The 18,135-nt window shown below is 63.4% G+C and carries 13 protein-coding genes; 10 read left to right on the top strand and 3 right to left on the bottom strand.

What is annotated here, in order from left to right; translation table 11 throughout:
- Positions 1-164 precede the first annotated feature (164 nt).
- The 4 genes from M2342_RS14785 to M2342_RS14770 all read left to right on the top strand — a co-directional run bounded on the left by M2342_RS14785 (position 165) and on the right by M2342_RS14770 (position 4,667).
- On the top strand, positions 165-3,161 hold the full coding sequence (locus M2342_RS14785) for an isoleucine--tRNA ligase (RefSeq protein ID WP_264579642.1): 2,997 nt from the start codon (positions 165-167) through the stop codon (positions 3,159-3,161).
- Positions 3,158-3,676: a signal peptidase II gene (lspA, locus tag M2342_RS14780; protein WP_264579641.1), complete on the top strand. Its 519-nt coding sequence runs from the start codon at positions 3,158-3,160 to the stop codon at positions 3,674-3,676. The genes M2342_RS14785 and lspA overlap by 4 nt, the downstream gene beginning before the upstream one ends.
- A 1-nt stretch (position 3,677) precedes the next feature.
- Positions 3,678-4,094 (top strand): DUF3035 domain-containing protein, encoded by a 417-nt coding sequence (locus tag M2342_RS14775; RefSeq protein ID WP_264579640.1) that lies wholly within the window; start codon positions 3,678-3,680, stop codon positions 4,092-4,094.
- Positions 4,095-4,193: 99 nt separating this feature from the next.
- Positions 4,194-4,667: a pyridoxamine 5'-phosphate oxidase family protein gene (locus M2342_RS14770; RefSeq protein WP_181560471.1), complete on the top strand. Its 474-nt coding sequence runs from the start codon at positions 4,194-4,196 to the stop codon at positions 4,665-4,667.
- Positions 4,668-4,676: 9 nt separating this feature from the next.
- Here the strand turns inward: M2342_RS14770 and M2342_RS14765 are convergent, their stop codons facing one another.
- From M2342_RS14765 to M2342_RS14755, 3 genes are all read right to left on the bottom strand, one after another.
- Complete coding sequence (locus M2342_RS14765; RefSeq protein WP_264579639.1) at positions 4,677-5,483, bottom strand: DUF72 domain-containing protein; 807 nt, start codon at positions 5,481-5,483, stop codon at positions 4,677-4,679.
- Positions 5,480-7,408, bottom strand: a complete 1,929-nt coding sequence (gene dxs / locus M2342_RS14760; RefSeq protein WP_264579638.1) for a 1-deoxy-D-xylulose-5-phosphate synthase — start codon at positions 7,406-7,408, stop codon at positions 5,480-5,482. The genes M2342_RS14765 and dxs overlap by 4 nt, the downstream gene beginning before the upstream one ends.
- Before the next feature lie 132 nt (positions 7,409-7,540).
- On the bottom strand, positions 7,541-8,014 hold the full coding sequence (locus M2342_RS14755) for a Fur family transcriptional regulator (RefSeq protein ID WP_264571155.1): 474 nt from the start codon (positions 8,012-8,014) through the stop codon (positions 7,541-7,543).
- 459 nt (positions 8,015-8,473) lie between these two features.
- On the opposite strand from M2342_RS14755, the gene M2342_RS14750 reads away from it, so the two are divergent.
- The 6 genes from M2342_RS14750 to M2342_RS14725 all read left to right on the top strand — a co-directional run bounded on the left by M2342_RS14750 (position 8,474) and on the right by M2342_RS14725 (position 18,015).
- Positions 8,474-11,614, top strand: coding sequence for a TonB-dependent receptor plug domain-containing protein (locus M2342_RS14750; RefSeq protein ID WP_264579637.1), 3,141 nt, complete (start codon positions 8,474-8,476; stop codon positions 11,612-11,614).
- Positions 11,615-11,728: 114 nt separating this feature from the next.
- Positions 11,729-13,870, top strand: coding sequence for a PQQ-dependent dehydrogenase, methanol/ethanol family (locus tag M2342_RS14745; RefSeq protein WP_264579636.1), 2,142 nt, complete (start codon positions 11,729-11,731; stop codon positions 13,868-13,870).
- Between the two features lie 120 nt (positions 13,871-13,990).
- Positions 13,991-15,001, top strand: coding sequence for an alpha/beta hydrolase (locus M2342_RS14740; protein WP_264579635.1), 1,011 nt, complete (start codon positions 13,991-13,993; stop codon positions 14,999-15,001).
- Between the two features lie 254 nt (positions 15,002-15,255).
- Entirely contained in the window at positions 15,256-15,819 is a 564-nt protein-coding gene (ahpC, locus tag M2342_RS14735; RefSeq protein ID WP_181560465.1) for an alkyl hydroperoxide reductase subunit C, read from the top strand.
- 168 nt (positions 15,820-15,987) lie between these two features.
- Positions 15,988-17,571 (top strand): alkyl hydroperoxide reductase subunit F, encoded by a 1,584-nt coding sequence (ahpF, locus tag M2342_RS14730; RefSeq protein ID WP_264579634.1) that lies wholly within the window; start codon positions 15,988-15,990, stop codon positions 17,569-17,571.
- A gap of 255 nt (positions 17,572-17,826) precedes the next feature.
- Complete coding sequence (locus tag M2342_RS14725) at positions 17,827-18,015, top strand: hypothetical protein (protein ID WP_264579633.1); 189 nt, start codon at positions 17,827-17,829, stop codon at positions 18,013-18,015.
- The last annotated feature ends 120 nt before the right edge of the window (positions 18,016-18,135 follow it).

Raw genomic sequence — 18,135 nt, 5'->3', positions numbered from 1 at the left:
GCGCGATGTGCCCTTGCCGGCGCCAGTGGAGCTGCCCGTCGCTTGCGCCAGCGCGCGCCCTCGCGTAGGGGCGGGCGCTGATTTCCTGTTCGTCTGCGCAGGGCAGCCAGGGGCGGACGCCGCGCCTCGCCCGATGCGGACGCCATAGCGATTGCCGGAAGCCCATGACCGACCAGCCAAGCCAGAAGAGCGAAGACTTCAAGAGCACCGTCTTCCTGCCGCAGACCGACTTCCCGATGAAGGCCGGTCTCGCCCAGAAGGAGCCGGGTATTCTCGCGCGCTGGCAGGCGCAGGATCTCTACGGTAAGCTGCGCGCGGAGCGGAAGGGCCGCACCCGCTTCATCCTCCATGATGGCCCGCCTTATGCGAATGGCGACATTCACATGGGCCATGCGATGAACAAGGTGTTGAAGGACATCATCGTGCGCAGCCAGAGCCTGCTCGGCAAGGATGCGCCCTATGTGCCCGGCTGGGATTGCCACGGTCTCCCCATCGAGTGGAAGATCGAGGAGGAATATCGCAAGAAGAAGCTGAACAAGGACGAGGTTCCCCCGCAGGAATTCCGCGCCCAGTGCCGCGCTTATGCGGACAAGTGGGTGGGCGTCCAGAAGGAGCAGTTCAAGCGCCTCGGCATCCTGGGCGATTGGGAAGACCCCTATCTCACTATGAAGTTCGAGGCCGAGGCAGCGATTGTCGGCGAGCTTTTAAAGTTCGCCGAGAGCGGCCAGCTCTATCGCGGCGCCAAGCCGGTGATGTGGTCCCCGGTCGAAAAGACCGCGCTGGCCGAGGCCGAGGTGGAATATGAGGATGTCACCTCGACGCAGATCGATCTGGCGTTCGAGATTGTCGAGGCGCCGAATGCGCCAGAGCTGGTCGGCGCCTATGCGGTGATCTGGACGACGACCCCGTGGACGATCCCTGTGAACCAGGCAATCGCTTATGGGGAGGATATTGAGTACGATCTGCTCTATTTGAAGGTAGAGGTCGTTAATGACGTCAACCCTGAGACATCAGAGCGCATTCATTACGATCACCCACTAAACGAAATGCCCATCTTGGTGGCTTCACACCTGGCGGACGCTGTCATCGGACGTCTGCTGAATCAGATATTGTTTGATCTTCCGGGGCGGGTTGCCGGTAGTAAAGTTGCGATTGAACCTCGCAGTCCCCGCAAGTACAGCGGGAAGCAGCTCGCCGGCGCGATCGCCCGTCACCCAATGCATCATCTCGGCGGGTTCTTCGCGACCCCTCGCCCGTTTATCGCGGCCGATCATGTCACCACCGATGCCGGCACTGGCCTCGTCCACATGGCGCCGGATCATGGCGAGGAAGACTTCATCGCCTGCAAAGCAGTCGGCATCGATCCTGTGTTCGCCGTCACCGATGATGGCCGCTACCGTGACGACTGGGCGTGGCTCGGTGGGCAGGGCAGTGTCATCAACACCAAGTTCAACGGTCCCGATGGCCCGATCCTGACCGACCTGCGCGCGGCCGGGGCGCTGCTGTCCGCCGGTGATTTCCAGCATAGCTACCCGCATAGCTGGCGCTCCAAGGCGCGGATCATCTATCGCTGCACGCCGCAGTGGTTCATTCCGATGGACAAGGCGAGCACAACGTCCGACGTCGAGATCGCGCCGCTCGCTGGCATTGGTGCGGGCATCGCGCTGGGCGTCAACGCCGCTGCGCCGCTCAGCAACGGCCCGACGCTGCGCGAAGTTGCGCTCGATGCCATCGAGGCGACGCGCTGGGTGCCGGCCCGCTCACGCAACCGCATCCACGCCATGGTCAGCGACCGCCCGGACTGGGTGATCTCGCGCCAGCGCGCCTGGGGCGTGCCCATTGCGCTCTATGTGAGCCGCCAGACCGGCCAGTATCTCAACGATCCCGCCGTCAACGCCCGCATCGTCGAGGCGTTCAAGCAGGGCGGGGCGGATGCCTGGTTCGGCGCGGATCATCAGGCGCTGCTCGGGCCGGACTATGCGCTGGCCGACTATGAGGTCGTCAACGACATTCTCGACGTGTGGTTCGACAGCGGCTCGACTCACGCCTTCGTGGTCGAGGCGCGCTATGGCGAGGGTGCCCGCGCCGACCTGTATCTCGAAGGCTCGGACCAGCATCGCGGCTGGTTCCAGTCCTCGCTGCTGGAAAGCTGCGGTACGCGCGGCCATGCGCCTTATGGCGCGGTGCTCACCCATGGCTTCGCGCTGGACGGACAGGGGCGCAAGATGTCCAAGAGCCTGGGCAACACGGTCGACCCGCTCAAGGTGATGGACGAAAGCGGCGCGGACATCTTGCGCATGTGGGCGGCCTCCACCGATTATTTCGACGATGTGCGTATCGGCAAGGAAGTGCTGGCTGGTGCATCCGATGCCTATCGCAAGCTGCGCAACACCTTCCGCTATCTGCTGGGCGCGCTGGCTGGGTTCGAAAAGGCGGATCGGGTGGCGACGTCTGCCATGCCGGAGCTGGAGCGCTACATGCTCCATCGCCTCGCCGAGCTGGATGCGGAGCTGCGCGCGGTGGTCGACAAGGGCGAGGAGCGGGACATCTGGCTGGAGTTCGGCCGCTATACCCGCGCACTCAACGACTTCGCCAACAACGATCTCTCGGCCTTCTTCTTCGATATCCGCAAGGATTGCCTCTATTGCGATGTGAACCCGGCGACGGGCGCGGAGACGGACAAGCGCCGCGCTTATCGCACGGTGCTGGACCATCTCTTCCACGCACTGGTGCGCTATGCCGCGCCGATCATCCCCTTCACCGCGGAGGAAGTCTGGCAGGCGCGCTATCCGAGCGAGGATGGCTCGGTGCATCTGCTCGAATGGCCCGAGGTGGACCGGCTGTGGCGCGATCCGTCGCTCGGCGTGCGCTGGGCGGCAATCCGTTCATCGCGCGATCAGGTGAACGAAGCCATTGAACCGCTCCGGCGCGAGAAGGTCGTGCGCTCCAGCCTCGCGGCGGATGTGCGGATGGCCGATGTGCCCGAGGACGTGGATTTTGCGGAGATGTGCATCGTGGCCAGCGTGACGCAGGATGCCGATCTGGCTGCCCCGGCGATCACGGCGACGGACAAGCACAAATGCGGCCGCTGCTGGCGCCATTTGCCGGAGGTGGACGCGGATGGCGACCTGTGCGGGCGTTGCGCGGAGGTGCTGGCATGAGCGCGGCGCTTGCCGGGGCTTGGCGCAAGGCGGCGGTGGGGCTTGCGCTCGGCGTGACTGCGCTTGACCAGCTCGTCAAATATTTCGTCACGCAGGTGCTGGAGCTGCACGAGCGCGGCCTTGTCGGCATCGAGCTGATCCCGTTCTTCAAGCTGACCTATGCCGAGAATCGCGGCATCTCGATGGGCTTCTTCCATGCCGAGACGGATGTGATGCGCTGGGCGCTGGTCGCCATGACCATGGCCGTCTCCGCCTTCGTGCTCTGGTGGATCTGGCGTGAGAAGGAGCGCGACGATGCGCTGGCGCTCGGCCTCGTGCTGGGCGGTGCCATCGGCAACATCATCGACCGGGTGCGCCTGGGCTATGTCATCGACTATGCCGATTTCCACATTGGCGAGTGGCGGCCGTTCCTCATTTTCAACCTTGCCGATGCCGCAATCAGTATCGGCGTCGTCATCCTGCTTGCACGCGCGCTGCTGCTGCGCGAAAAGACCGCAGCGAAGGAGTCCCGTTAACATGCGTCTGTCTTATCGTCTTCCGGTTGTGCTCGCCGGCCTGTCCCTGCTGTCCGCCTGCGGAGGCACGAGCCTGTTCAACCGTGACCGGCCGGACGAAATGGCGGTTTCGCGCCAGCCTCCGCTGGTCATTCCGCCGGACTTCTCGTTGTCGCCCCCGGCCCCCGGCACGGCAGCCAGTCAGCAGAATCTCAACCAGCAGGCGCTCGAGGCGATGTTCGGCGGCACCGCTGCGCGCAGCGGTGCTGAGACCTCCGCGCTGCGCGAAGCCGGCCGTTCGCTGGCCGAGGTCGGCATCCGCTCGGTCGTTGGCGACCCGAAGACGGAAGTGCTCGAAAAGGGCCGTGTGACGCAGGACATCATTGCCGCGCCCGAGGGTGACGGCCAGTTCGCGCGCGTGGTTGCGTCCGCGCAATAAGGCGCAGCTTATCAGCATGAGTGACGGCGCCGCCCCGAAGGGCAGCGCTGCAACCTTTCCCCTCAGCGGCTCGTTGAGCGGAGGAAAGGAGAGTCACTCATGTCTCACGATATCAAGGATGATTTCTGGAAGGCGCTGGCCGCCAGCCCTGTGCTGATGGTCCGCCGCAATGGCAGCGACGAGCACGCGCTGCCCATGCATGCCTGCCTGGATAAGGATCTCGGCCCGGCTTATGGCGGTGCGGTCTGGTTCTTTACCGAGCGCGACAATCGCCTTGCGTCCGGCGGGCCGGCCATGGCGCAGTTCATGTCCAAGGGACATGATGTGTTCGCCTGCGTTTCAGGTGAGCTTGTCGAGGAAACCGATGAGGGGCTGATCGACCGCTTTTGGAGCAATCCTGTCGAAGCGTGGTTCGACGGGCGCGATGACCCCAAGCTGCTGGTGCTGCGGATGGACCTTGGCGACATTGAGATCTGGACGGCCGATCTTGGCATCAAGGGCCGTCTCAAGCTGCTGACCGGCAGCCGCATCGATCCGCAGGAAGCCGGCGATCACGCGCAGATGCCGGTCTGATCTGTCGGATCAGTCCCGCGCGGTCAGGCGCTCGGCGAGTGCCATGGCCGCTGCGGGATTGCGCACTTTCGCACCGGAAATGAAGTAGGCGAAGACATCGCGGGGCTGCGCGGGCCCTTTGTCTGGCGTGATATAGGTCAGTGCTTCCGGCGCCTTTCCGGCCGCCCATGATTGGGCAATCGCAGCCCATTGATCGAGATCGGCGGCTGCGTAGCCGGTCTCGACCTGTTCATCACTCTTCATCAGACGCGCATAGACAAAATCGGCGGTCAGATCGGCGACCTGCGGGTGCTCGTCATGATCGGCGATCACGATGGCGACGCCATGTTGCCGGGCGAGGGCGACGAACTCGGGACACGCAAAGCTTTGATGACGCACCTCGACGGCGTGGCGGGTGCGAACGCCATCGATCTCGTCCGGTAGCATGGCGAAAAAGGCGGCCATGTCGTCGGCATCGAACTGACGGGTCGGGCGGAACTGCCAGAGGATTGGCCCCAGCTTGTCGCCCAACTCGGAGACGCCCGAGTTCAGGAATTTGCCGATCGATTCGCCAGCCTCGGCGAGCTTCTTCTTCGCCACGCAATATTGCAGCGCCTTGACCGCATAGACGAACCCGTCCGGCGCCGCGTCGCGCCATTTGGCAAAGATCGCCGCCGACTGGGTGCGGTAGAAGGTGCCGTTGATCTCGATCGTCGCGAGATGGTTGACGGCGTAATCCAGTTCCTTCGCCTTGGGCAGATCGGCTGGGTAGAAGGTGCCGCGCCACGGCTCATAGGTCCAGCCGCCGATGCCGGTGCGGACGGTGCCGGCGGTCACGCCCGCGCTCCGGTCTCCTCGATGCCGGTGCTGTTATGGCGCAGCGCCGTCAGCACGGTCTCGACGATATGCGGCGCATTCAGCCGGGCGTCGTCATACTGCTTTTCCGGCTTGTCCTGATCCTGGAACACGTCCGGCAGGCGCAGGGTGCGCAGCTTGAGGCCGGCGTCGATGAGGCCCTCGTCGCTTGCGAGCGTGAGCACATGCGCGCCGAAGCCGCCGATGCTGCCTTCCTCGACCGTCACCGCCACATCATGGGTGGTGAGCAGCTTGCGGATCAGCGCTTCATCCAGCGGCTTGGCGAAACGCAGATCGGCGACGGTGGTGGAAAGTCCGCGCGCATCCAGCGCGTCGGCGGCCTTGAGCGCTTCCTCGAGCCGCGTGCCGAGCGACAGGATGGCGACGCGCTTGCCTTCGCGCACGATGCGACCCTTGCCGATCTCCAGCCGCTCCGGCTTGGCGGGCAGGGGAACGCCGACGCCATTGCCGCGCGGGTAACGCAGCGCGATCGGGCTGCTGTCATGGCAGGCGGCGGTGTGGACCATGTGGACCAGCTCGGCCTCGTCGGCAGCGGCCATCACCACCATGTTGGGCAGGGTGGCGAGATAGGTGATGTCGAAGCTGCCGGCATGAGTGCTGCCATCGGCGCCGACCAGCCCGGCGCGGTCGATCGCGAAGCGGACCGGCAGGTTCTGGATCGCGACATCATGCACGACCTGATCATAGGCGCGCTGCAGGAAGGTCGAGTAGATCGCCGCGAACGGGCGCATCCCCTGCGCGGCGAGGCCGGCGGCAAAGGTCACGGCATGCTGCTCGGCAATGCCGACGTCGAAGCAGCGGTTCGGGAAGGTCTTCTGGAACTTGTCGAGCCCGGTGCCGGACGGCATGGCCGCGGTGATCGCAATGATCTTTTCGTCGCGCTCCGCCTCGGCCAGCAGGGCCTGCGCGAAGACATTGGTGTAGCTCGGCGGGCCGGCGGGGGCTTTGGCCTGCTCGCCGGTCACGACGTTGAATTTCTGCACGCCGTGATATTTGTCGGCCGCCGCCTCGGCAGGGCCGTAGCCCTTGCCCTTTTGCGTGACGACATGGACGAGCACCGGCCCGTCCGCCATGTCGCGCACATTCTCCAGCACAGGGATCAACTGGTCGAGATTGTGGCCGTCGATGGGGCCGACATAATAGAAGCCCAGTTCCTCGAAGAGCGTGCCGCCCATGGCCATGCCCCGGGCGAACTCGTCCGTCTTGCGGGCGGCCTGATGGAGCGGGCGGGGCAGCTTGCGCGCCAGCTTGCGCAGCGCTTCGCGCACCGAGAGGAACTCGCGGCTGGAGACGATCCGCGCCAGATAGGCCGAGAGGCCGCCCACCGGCGGCGCGATGGACATGTCATTATCGTTGAGAATGACGACGAGCCGGTTGCCGGCCTCGCGCGCATTGTTCATCGCCTCATAGGCCATGCCGGCCGACATGGCGCCATCCCCGATGACGGCGATGCCCTTGCCGGGCTGGCCGCTCAGCTTGTTGGCGATGGCAAAGCCAAGCGCGGCGCTGATCGAGGTGGAGCTGTGCGCCGCCCCGAACGGATCATATTCGCTCTCAGCGCGCTTGGTGAAGCCGGACAAGCCGCCGCCTTGGCGCAGCGTGCGGATGCGGTCGCGCCGGTCGGTCAGAATCTTGTGCGGATAGCATTGATGTCCGACATCCCAGACCAGCTTGTCGTCGGGCGTGTTGAACACATAATGGATGGCAGTCGTCAGCTCGACGACGCCAAGGCCGGAGCCCAGATGGCCGCCGGTCGTGCCGACAGCGGAAATCGTTTCTGCGCGCAACTCATCGGCCAACTGCCGCAGTTGTTCGGGGGCGAGCTTGCGAAGATCGGCGGGGGTGCGCACCTGATCGAGCAGGGGCGTCTCGGGCTGGTCCATCATCGGCTCTTATCTAGTGCGTTAACCGGCCATTGTCGAACGGTCATCCAACCTGTGATGATACGCTCATCGCATATCGCGGCAACTGGTCTAAGGGGCAGGGCGCTATGTCGCAGTGCCTATGAGCGCCTCAGGTCAGGCGCATTTGGCGCAGGTGCCCAGCACTTCGATGACGGGACGTTCGGTCGCGAATCCGTCTTCTCCGGCGATGCGGCGGACTTCGCTGGTCAGCCTGTCATTGTCGATATGCGTGGCCTCGCCGCAGGCCTTGCAGACCAGGAAGATGCAGTCGTGCAGGCAGCCGGGATGAGCGTTGGCGATATAGGCATTGGCGCTTTCCACGCGCTGGGCGAGGTTGGTCGCCACGAACAGGTCGAGGATGCGGTAGATGCTGTTGGGCGCGACGCGCTTGCCACGCTTTTGCGAGACCTTGTCTGCGATATCATAGGCAGAGGCCGGCTTTTCCTCGGCCGCGAGCACATCGAAAATGTCGCTGCGCATGTCCGTCCACTGCTCACCCTTGGCTTCGAGCGTGGCGCGGGCCGCAGCAGAGAGCTTGATGCCCGTCGGCTCGGCATGGTTGTGAATATGATGGTCAGCGGTGGCCATGCTCACAATCTAAGCTCTGCTGGCCGAGGCCACAAGCCTTGGCGAACGCGTGCGGCGCGCGACGGAGTCTGCGCGGGATCGCAGGCCGGAATTTGCATGAAATCCGACAGCACTGCCGAAAGCGTTTTTGCGAAAATTGACTTCATCCACTTATTGGCCGGCGGCATCCCCTTGTTTATCGGTGATTTTTGGACTGGAAATATATGCAAAGTGCTGTTTTTAGAGCAGAAATAGGAATTCTGAAAATTGTGCCTAATTGGCAACAGTCGGTTCGATTGCGTTATCGATGATATTATCCGCTTGAGTTTGTCCCGGATCGTCGCCTAGCCTATTAGTTAGCTTACTACGAGAGTGCGCCGACAAGGGGTGCGTCAGTGACCTGACGACCCAGAATCGGGCTCCGAAAAGTGGGCGGGAGTGCAGTCGTCGGGAGGCGGCTGAGAAAAGGGAGAGGAAACTATGTCTGTAAAAATGGACTCGTTTTGCGTGCGCGCGGCATTGGTGTGCACGACGGCACTGACGGTTCTGTCCATGCCATCGGGCGCGATCGCGCAGCAGACCGATGGCGCTGACGAGCAATCCATCGTGGTCACCGGCTCGCGCATCGTTCGACGCGACTATGAAGCCAGCAGCCCGATCGTCACAGCGGGGCAGGAACTGCTCCAGAACAGCTCGACCGCCGCGCTTGAGACCAACCTGAACAAGCTTCCCGGCTTCACGCCGGTCCAAACCCCCGCCATTGCGAGCGACATTCAGCCGACCGCTACCAGCACGCCCGGCGCTGCGACGGTTTCGCTGCGCGGCCTCGGCACCAACCGCTCTCTGGTGCTGGTCGATGGGCGCCGGGCAACACCGGCCAATGGGCTTGGCGTTGTCGACATCAACACGATTCCGGCAGCGGCTATCGAGCGGGTCGAGATCATCACTGGCGGTGCCTCGGCGACCTACGGCGCGGACGCCGTGGCCGGCGTGGTCAACTTCATCCTGAAGAAGAACTTCCAGGGTCTTCAGTTCGATACCCAGATGGGCATCTCCCAGCGGGGCGACGGTCGTGAGTTTTCCATCAGCGGGATCATGGGCGCGAACTTCGACGATGGCCGAGGCAACATCACGATTGGCCTGTCCATGAACGATCGCGAAAGCGCCCTGCGCCGCGACCGGCCCTGGTTCCGCAGCGCGTGGCAGGACCCCCGCTTCACCGGCACCGAGTTCTTCCCCGATTTCTCGGGCTATCAGCCGGTCGGCGGTAACAATCCCAGTCAGGCTGCGCTGAACAACCTGTTCGGAACGACTGCGGGCGGCGCCGCGCGCGTTGCGGCCGGCAGCCGGCTTTACTTCAACGACGATGGCACGGCTTTCACCGGCTTCTTCCAGAGCCCTCCCGGGGGCGTTTCGCGCTTCAAGGGTGATCTGACCGGCCTGAAATGGAAGCGTCAGGGCGACGGAACGCTCGGGCAGAATTTCCAGGACGAGCTGCTGGTTCTGCCGCTCAACCGTTACAACCTCTATGCGCGCGGCAATTACGAGATCAACGACTGGATCGGCGCCTTCGCGCAAGGCACGTTCACGCGTGTTCAGACCCGCACGGTCCAGCAGCCCTCGCCATCCGTGAACGGATGGTCCGCGCTCATTCCCGTCGATGGGCGAGCAATCCCAACCGAGTTGGCGCAGGTGCTGGCTTCGCGCGGTAATCCGACTGCGCCATGGCAGCTCACTTACTACCTTAATTACGCCAACCGCGAATCTCGTACAGATGTGTTCACCTACAATCTGGTCGCCGGTTTGGAAGGCAAGGTGCCTGGCACTGACTGGACCTGGGAAGCCTATGCGTCCCAGGGTGAGTCCGAAACCAATGCCCTGATTACGGGCACGGCCTCGCTCGCGCGCTTCCGGGCTGTCATCCAATCGCCCAACTGGGGCGCCGGATTCAGCTCACAGGGGAACGCAGCCTTTGGCGGTTTCGGCGCGGCATCGGCCACCTGCACGAGCGGCTTCAATCCGTTCAACAAGGCCGCGCAGATCTCCCAGGATTGTATCGACGCCATCCGTGCCGACCTCAAGAACCGCGCGGTCATGCAGCAGAGCGTGTTTGAAGCGAACGCGCAGGGCGGGCTGTTCAACCTGCCGGCCGGTCAGGTTCGTGCGGCGGTCGGTGCGAGCCATCGTCAGAACCGCTATGAGTTCGAGAACGATACGCTGACCTCGCAGGGCACGTCCTTCCAGGATCAGGCGATCGGCATCTATCCGAGCGGCAACTCAAAGGGGCTCATCCGCGTGGATGAATTCTACGGCGAGTTGCTCGTGCCGGTGCTTTCCGATCTGCCGCTGATCCGCAAGCTGGACGTGACCGTGGGTGCGCGTAACTCGCATTACAACACGACCGGCAATGCCTTCACCTGGAAGGCGATGGCCGATTGGGAAGTTGCCGACTTTCTCACCATCCGTGGCGGGTTCAACAAGGCTATCCGGGCACCGAACGTGGCCGAGTTGTTCTTGGCGCCCCAGCAGACCTTCACAGCGGCTGGTGGCGGTGACGTCTGTCGCCTGAATAACACCTTGGGCTGGTCCGCCAATACGGCCACCAATCCGAACGCCGCCAATGTGCTGGCGGTCTGCCGCATCCTGATGGACCAGACGATCGCCGGGACCGCAAACACCTTCTACTCCGACCCGGCCTTCTACAATGCGCAGGGCCCGGCCTTTGCGTTCCCGACCCTCGTTGGAAATCCGAGCATTCAGCCCGAAAAGGCCAAGACCTGGACTCTCGGCGCCGTGTTCAAATCCACTGCGACCAGTGAGTTGCTGCGTCGCCTGCGGCTGACGGTCGATTATTATAATATCAAGGTGGACGACGCCATCGGCCCCCTCACGCTCGACACCGCACAACGCCGTTGTTTCGACCCCGCGTTCAATCCGGCGATCAGCAACAATCCGGCCGCTGCTGCCGCAGCAGCGACTTGCCAAGCCATTGGACGCGTGGCCGGCGATGGCGCGCTGGGCAATGTGCAGGTGACCTACCTGAACAACGGACGTTTCCGCACCTCGGGTATCGATGTGCAACTCGACTGGTCGGTTCCGGTGGGCCCGGGCACGTTCAGCGTGAACTCGGTGTTCAACTATCTGCTCTCGATGAAATCTGCGCCCCTTCCGGCTTCGGCCGGACCGGCCGGGCAGCTGGTTGAATATGCCGGCACGCTGGGTCCGGTGGGCAGCGCAGCCATTGCCGAGAACGGCATCAACCCTGGTTCCTTCCGTTGGAAGATGCTGAACTCGTTCAGCTATGCGGTCGGGCCTGTCACGGTTGGGGTGCAGTGGCAGCATCTGCCTGCCGCCAAGTCGATCACCTATACTTCCAACAACGCCACCACCTTTGTGGGCGCACCGGCCTACGATCTGTTCAACCTGAACGGCTCGTTCGCGGTGACACGGGATGCGACGCTGCGTTGGGGTGTGGACAACCTGTTCGACAAGGCGCCGCCGCTGATCGAGTATAATACAGCGGCTCCGCTCGGGAATGGCGTGGGTGCCAGCCCGTTCAACGCCTACTTCTATGATATGAATGGCCGCCGCTTCTACCTCGGCGCGTCGTTCAAATTCTGAGAATGACGGACTAAAAGGGGGAAAGAGGGGACTGCCTGCCGGGCATTCCCCTCTTATCTTTGTTTCAGGACAAAGTCGGGGCCGGAGCGGGCCGCGCGAAGAGGAGAGTGGATTATGGTGTTGCGGTCGATCCGGCCTGTGCCGATTGCGGTGCTGACGATGCTTCTGGCGGCGTGCAGCGGCGTTGAGGGGAGCGAAACGTCTCTCGGCCCCGCCGCCATCGATCAGGCGCGGCTCGAAGCGGCTGGCAAGGATGACGACAACTGGCTTACCTATGGCCGCACCTATGATGAGCAGCGCTATTCGCGGCTCACCCAGATCAATGACGGCAATATCGGCGAGCTGAGCCTCGCCTGGGCGCTGGAACTCGACACCGCCCGCGGGCAGGAGGGCACGCCCATCGTGGTCGATGGCGTGATGTACACCTCTACCGCCTGGTCCAAGGTCGTCGCCATCGATGCCGCCACCGGCAAGCAGCTCTGGCAGTTCGACCCGGAGAATGAAGGCTCCAAGGCCGCGCATGCCTGTTGCGACGTCGTCAATCGTGGTGTCGCCGTATGGAAGGGCCGCGTCTTCGTCGGCACCATCGACGGTCGGCTGATCGCCATCGACGCCAAGACCGGCCAGAAGGTCTGGGAGACCATCACGGTCGATCAGAAGAAGCCCTACACCATCACCATGGCCCCGCGCGTGGTGCGCGACAAGGTGATCATCGGCAATAGCGGCGCGGAACTGGGCGTGCGCGGCTATGTGTCGGCCTACGATACCAATACCGGCAAGCTCGTCTGGCGCTTCTACACGGTGCCCGGCAACCCGAAGGACGGCCCCGATGGTGCCGCGTCCGATGCGATCCTCGAAAAGCTCGCCCGGCCGACCTGGTATGGCGAGAATTACTGGAAGCTCGGCGGCGGCGGCACCGTGTGGGACAGCGTGGTCTACGATCAGGAGCTGAACCAGCTTCTCATCGGCGTCGGCAATGGATCGCCCTGGAATCACAAATGGCGCAGCGCAGGGAAGGGAGACAATCTCTTCCTCTCCTCCATTCTCGCGCTCGACCCGGATACCGGCGCCTATAAATGGCACTATCAGATCAATCCCGGCGAAACCTGGGATTACACGGCCACCCAGCAGATCATGCTCGCGGACCTGAAGATCGACGGGCGCGACCGCAAGGTGCTGATGCAGGCGCCGAAGAACGCGTTTTTCTATGTGATCGACCGGACGAACGGCAAGCTGATCTCCGCCAAGCCTTATGCGCGGCAGAACTGGGCCGAAGGCATCGACCTCAAGACGGGGCGGCCGATCGAGAAGCCCGGCGTGCGCTATGACAATGGGCCGGCGCTGGTTATTCCCTCGGGCATTGGCGCCCATGCCTGGATGCCGATGAGCTATTCGCCCAAGACCGGCCTCGTTTACATTCCGGCGATGGAGCATCCGCTGGTCTATGGCGATGCCGATCCGTTCGTGATCCATGAGGGGCGCTGGAATACGGCTGTGTCCTTCCTTGATCCGCCCGCGATGCCGGGTCTGCCCGATACCGTGGAAGGGCGCCGCAAGGCCCTCGAATCCATGGTGAAGGGCAAGCTCGTCGCTTATGATCCGGTGACGCAGAAGCCGCGCTGGGAGGTCGAGCGCGACTGGCCGTGGAATGGCGGCACGCTGGCGACTGCCGGCAACCTCGTCTTCCAGGGCACGCCGCATGGCGACTTCGAGGCGTTCAGCGCGGACAATGGCAAGAAGCTATGGTCCTTCCAGACCCATCGCGGCGTGCTGGCCGGGCCGATCACCTATCGTGTCAATGGAGAGCAATATATTGCCGTGATGGCCGGCTATGGCGGCTCGATGGGCATGGCAAGCGGCACGCCGTTCATGAAGAACAAGATGCCCAACGGCCTCGTGCTGGCGTTCAAGATCAAGGGCAGCGGCAAGCTGCCGCCCTACACGCCGATCCCGCAGCCGGAGCCGACGCCGAGCAACGAGACCTTCACGGCGGCGCAGATCGCGACTGGCCAGAAGGGCTTCTTCCAGTTCTGCCAGATATGCCATGGCGGGCCGGTGAACCCGAACCTCCGGCGCTCGGCGATGATTGCCGACAAGGATCTGTGGCAGCAGGTCGTGATCGGCGGTGCGCTGACGCAGAATGGCATGGCGAGCTTTGCGGCCTATCTCAAGCCCGAGGAAGCCGAGGCCATCCGCGCTTATCTCAACCAGCAGGCAAAGGCGCTGCTTGCCGAAGAGAAAGCCAAGGCACGCTGATCAGACCGACCGCGCAACCGCATAGACGGTTGCGCGGTCGGCGGCGGTCGTGCAACTCCTGCTAACGCTATGGTCTAACGATCCGCCCGCAGGGGCGGGTCGCGCGTTGAGGAGAGAGTGATGCCGCCCAAATCCCTGTTTGCCCGCTGCCTGATGGCGGCGTCCCTGATGATCCTCCCGCTGACGGCCAGCCGGGCCGAGGTGAAGGTGGAGCATATCAAGGTCCACTCGCAGGCGGTGGAAGGGAATCTGGAAGGAAACAGCGCCGACCGCGACGTGATCGTCTTGCTCCCGGAGGATTATGCGACGAGCACCAAGCGCTATCCGGTCGTCTATTTCCTGCACGGCTTCATGGGATCGGCCGAGGGCTATGACAAATATATCGGCTTTGCCGACGCGCTGAACACCGCCGAGGCCAAGAATCGCCAGGCGATTCTGGTCGTGCCGGATTCCAACTCCCGCCATGGCGGCTCGATGTATTCCAGTTCACCGACCACGGGCAATTTCGAGCGCTTCATTGCGCAGGATCTCGTTGCCTATGTGGACAAGCACTATCGCACGCTGGCCAAGCAAGAGTCCCGCGGCCTGAGCGGCCACTCCATGGGCGGCTATGGAACGCTGCGCATCGCCATGAAATATCCCGGCGTGTTTTCGAGCATCTACGCGATGAGCGCCTGCTGCCTCTCCGCCCGGCCGGTGGATGCAGAGCGCAGCCAACGCCTCGAAGCGATGAGCATGGATGAAGCACTCAAAGGCGACTTTGGCGTGCGGGCCGATTTCGCGGCAGCCTCGGCCTGGTCGCCCGCGCCGGATAAGGCGCCCTTCTATCTCGACCTTGGCACGCAAAAGGGCGTCGTCCAACCGCAGATCATCGCGCAATGGGCGGCCAATGCGCCGCTCGCCATGGCCCCGCAATATCTGCCGGCGCTCAAGAGCCTCAAGGCCATCGCGATTGACGTGGGGGACAAGGACACCCTCATCAAGGATAATGGCGATATGGCCAAGCTGCTTGACCGGATGGGGGTTGCGCATAGCTATACCGTCTATGAGGGCGACCATGGCAATCGCGTGCGCGAGCGCTTCCGGGCCTTCGTCCTGCCCTTCTTTGCCGAGCATCTCGCCAAGGATTGATTTCGCGAAAGGCGAGCGCGGCACCGCTCTGGCCACATGACGCCCTGCCCGGTTCAAGACCGGCAGGGCGCGATGTGCGTTGGATGGTCGCGCCTGTCCTTTAGCCGACATGTTTTTTTCCCTAACTGTGTGACAGGCGCGCAATTGACAGCGCAGAGATCGACAAAATCGATCTTTGCGTTGAGATTAATCAATTTTGCCTGAACAACAATGATGCCTATGTGCAAGGCGTCAATTCACCAAGAGGAGCAGACATGAGTCTCGTAAACACCCCGATCAAGCCGTTTTCCGCCACGGCCTTCAAGGAAGGCAAGTTCGTCGACGTGACTGAGGCGGACGTGAAGGGCAAGTGGGCCGTCTTCTTCTTCTACCCGGCTGACTTCACCTTCGTTTGCCCGACCGAGCTTGAGGATCTGGCAGACATCTACCCGACGCTCCAGGGCATGGGCGTGGAAGTCTATTCGGTCTCCACCGACACGCACTTCTGCCACAAGGCCTGGCACGACACGTCGCCGGCCATCGGCAAGATCAGCTACTACATGCTGGGCGACCAGAACCACAGCATCTCGAACAATTTCGAGATCCTGCGCGAAGGCGTCGGCCTTGCTGACCGTGGCACCTTCGTCGTGGACCCCGAAGGCACGATCCAGCTGGTCGAGATCACGCCGGAAGGCGTCGGCCGCAACGCTGCCGAACTGCTCCGCAAGATCAAGGCGCTGCAATATTGGGCGAGCCACCCTGGCGAAGTCTGCCCCGCCAAGTGGGAAGAAGGCGAGAAGACCCTCGCACCTTCGCTCGACCTCGTCGGCAAGATCTAAGACTGCTTCGCGACGGGGTCGCGTGGCGATCCCGTCGTTCTCTCCCCTCTTCATGCGAGGAGGGGCAGAGGGTGGTACGGCGACGCTGCGACCTTTCGCTTTTGCGCGGTGCTGCGCATCGCCACCACCCTACCCTGCTGAAAGCAGGAGAAATTCAAAGGAAATCCCATGTTGGAAGCCAATATCAAGAGCCAGTTGCAGGCCTATATGGCCAACATCAAGCAGCCGATCGAGCTGGTGCCGTCGCTGGACGACAGCGCCAAGGCGTCGGAGCTGCGGGGCCTCCTGGAAGACATTGCCGGGCTGAGCGATCTTGTGACCATTGCGGCCGATGAAGGCGACGCGCGCAAGCCAAGCTTCCTCATCCGCCGGGTCGGCACGGATATCGGCGTGCGTTTCGCCGGCATTCCGCTCGGGCACGAGTTCACCTCGCTGGTGCTGGCCCTGCTGCAGGTCGGTGGCCACCCGCCCAAGGTGAGCGATGACGTCATCGAGCAGGTCAAGGCGCTGGAGGGCGACTATCAGTTCGAGACCTATTTCTCGCTCTCCTGCCAGAACTGCCCGGACGTGGTGCAGGCGCTCAACCTGATGAGCGTGCTCAATCCGCGCATCCGCAACGTCTCCATCGATGGCGCGCTGTTCAAGGCGGAAGTCGATGAGCGCAAGGTGATGGCGGTGCCGAGCGTCTATCTGAATGGCGAGCCGTTCGCCTCCGGACGCATGGATATCGAGCAGATCCTCGCCAAGCTGGATACCGGCGCCGTGGCCCGCGCGGCCGAGAAGATCGCCGCCAAGGAGCCGTTCGACGTGCTCGTGGTCGGTGGCGGGCCGGCCGGTGCCGCCGCGGCCATCTATGCCGCGCGCAAGGGCATCCGCACGGGCGTCGTTGCCGAGCGGTTCGGCGGGCAGGTGCTGGATACCATGGGCATCGAGAACTTCATCTCCGTGCCGCACACCGAAGGGCCGAAGCTGGCTGCCGCGCTGGAGCAGCATGTGAAGGATTATGATGTCGACATCATGAACCTGCAGAAAGCCAGCAAGCTGGTGCCGGCCAAGGCGCCGGGCGGCCTCGCCGAAGTGCAGCTGGAGAGCGGCGCGACCCTCAAGGCCAAGGCGGTGATCCTCGCCACCGGTGCCCGCTGGCGCACGATGAACGTGCCCGGCGAGGACGAGTATCGCAATAAGGGCGTGGCTTATTGCCCGCACTGCGATGGCCCGCTGTTCAAGGGCAAGCGCGTCGCGGTGATCGGCGGCGGCAATAGCGGCGTCGAGGCCGCGATCGACCTCGCCGGCATCGTCAAGCATGTCACGCTGGTCGAGTTCGACAGCCAGTTGCGCGCCGATGCCGTGCTCCAGCGCAAGCTGCATAGCCTGCCGAATGTGACGGTGGTGACCTCCGCCCTGACAACGCAGGTGCATGGCGATGGTGAAAAGGTGGTGGGCCTGACCTATCGCGACCGCAACAGCGATGAATCGCATCTGGTCGAACTGGAAGGCATCTTCGTCCAGATCGGTCTGGTGCCCAACACCGAATTCCTCACCGACGCGGTGGCGCTGAGCAATCGCGGCGAGATCGAGATCGATGCGCGGGCGCACACCTCGCAGCAGGGCATTTTCGCGGCGGGCGATTGCACCACCGTGCCCTACAAGCAGATCGTGATCGCGATGGGGCAAGGTTCCACCGCCGCGCTCTCCGCCTTCGATTATCTGATCCGCCTCGCGCCGGCAGAGGAGCAGGCGAAGGCGGCCTGAGCGCGGCGTATCGGTTAAGATTGGAAAGGGGCGTTCGGCACGGGCCGGGCGCCCCTTTCTTGTGGATGCGGTTGTCCCATGGCGGGTCGCAGCGTGCGCATATCCCGTTTGGGAGATGCCGGGTCGATCACCTTCTGGCAGATGCAGATGGATCGCCGGCGAAGGCGTGACCCGAGGGGCGATCCGCTATCCGCGCGTGGGGTGAGGAGCAGCGGATCCTATGGGGCAGCAGATCGTGTCTGCGTGGGAGCATTCATGCTGGTGCTCCGAGTGGGCGAGGGCGATGGCCGTGATACCAACGGCCATCGCCGCGTATCTCGATGCTTCGGCCTCGAACCGGCAAGGCGCAATGCCTGCGCCACCCGCTTTGACATCGGCGTGACGACGATTTTCTGGTCCGGCGGGCATGCGGTCTGCGCGCAAGGCGATCACGCTGCGCCGTAGCGTCCGCGTCGTGCCAATAGGCGAGGGGGCTTGTCGAGAGGACTGTCGCGTCGGCTGCAAGGGGTTGAAACCAAGCGGGTAGCCGATAAGTTTGGCCTCATGTGACGCGACACTGCGTTT

Source organism: Sphingobium sp. B8D3A (assembly GCF_025961995.1).
In the GTDB taxonomy this organism is placed as follows: Bacteria; Pseudomonadota; Alphaproteobacteria; order Sphingomonadales; family Sphingomonadaceae; genus Sphingobium.
Note: the sequence above shows the minus strand (reverse complement) of the source record. Positions and strands in the feature narration are given on the sequence as shown.

What these genes read in the sequence shown, in the direction of transcription:
- M2342_RS14785 (WP_264579642.1), top strand. Translation starts at nt 165, where the DNA reads ATGACCGACCAGCCAAGCCAGAAGAGCGAAGACTTCAAGAGCACCGTC.
- M2342_RS14725 (WP_264579633.1), top strand. Translation starts at nt 17,827, where the DNA reads ATGCTGGTGCTCCGAGTGGGCGAGGGCGATGGCCGTGATACCAACGGC.
- M2342_RS14740 (WP_264579635.1), top strand. Translation starts at nt 13,991, where the DNA reads ATGCCGCCCAAATCCCTGTTTGCCCGCTGCCTGATGGCGGCGTCCCTG.
- M2342_RS14770 (WP_181560471.1), top strand. Translation starts at nt 4,194, where the DNA reads ATGTCTCACGATATCAAGGATGATTTCTGGAAGGCGCTGGCCGCCAGC.
- M2342_RS14775 (WP_264579640.1), top strand. Translation starts at nt 3,678, where the DNA reads ATGCGTCTGTCTTATCGTCTTCCGGTTGTGCTCGCCGGCCTGTCCCTG.
- M2342_RS14745 (WP_264579636.1), top strand. Translation starts at nt 11,729, where the DNA reads ATGGTGTTGCGGTCGATCCGGCCTGTGCCGATTGCGGTGCTGACGATG.
- ahpF (WP_264579634.1), top strand. Translation starts at nt 15,988, where the DNA reads ATGTTGGAAGCCAATATCAAGAGCCAGTTGCAGGCCTATATGGCCAAC.
- M2342_RS14750 (WP_264579637.1), top strand. Translation starts at nt 8,474, where the DNA reads ATGTCTGTAAAAATGGACTCGTTTTGCGTGCGCGCGGCATTGGTGTGC.
- ahpC (WP_181560465.1), top strand. Translation starts at nt 15,256, where the DNA reads ATGAGTCTCGTAAACACCCCGATCAAGCCGTTTTCCGCCACGGCCTTC.
- dxs (WP_264579638.1), bottom strand. Translation starts at nt 7,408, where the DNA reads ATGATGGACCAGCCCGAGACGCCCCTGCTCGATCAGGTGCGCACCCCC.
- M2342_RS14755 (WP_264571155.1), bottom strand. Translation starts at nt 8,014, where the DNA reads ATGGCCACCGCTGACCATCATATTCACAACCATGCCGAGCCGACGGGC.
- lspA (WP_264579641.1), top strand. Translation starts at nt 3,158, where the DNA reads ATGAGCGCGGCGCTTGCCGGGGCTTGGCGCAAGGCGGCGGTGGGGCTT.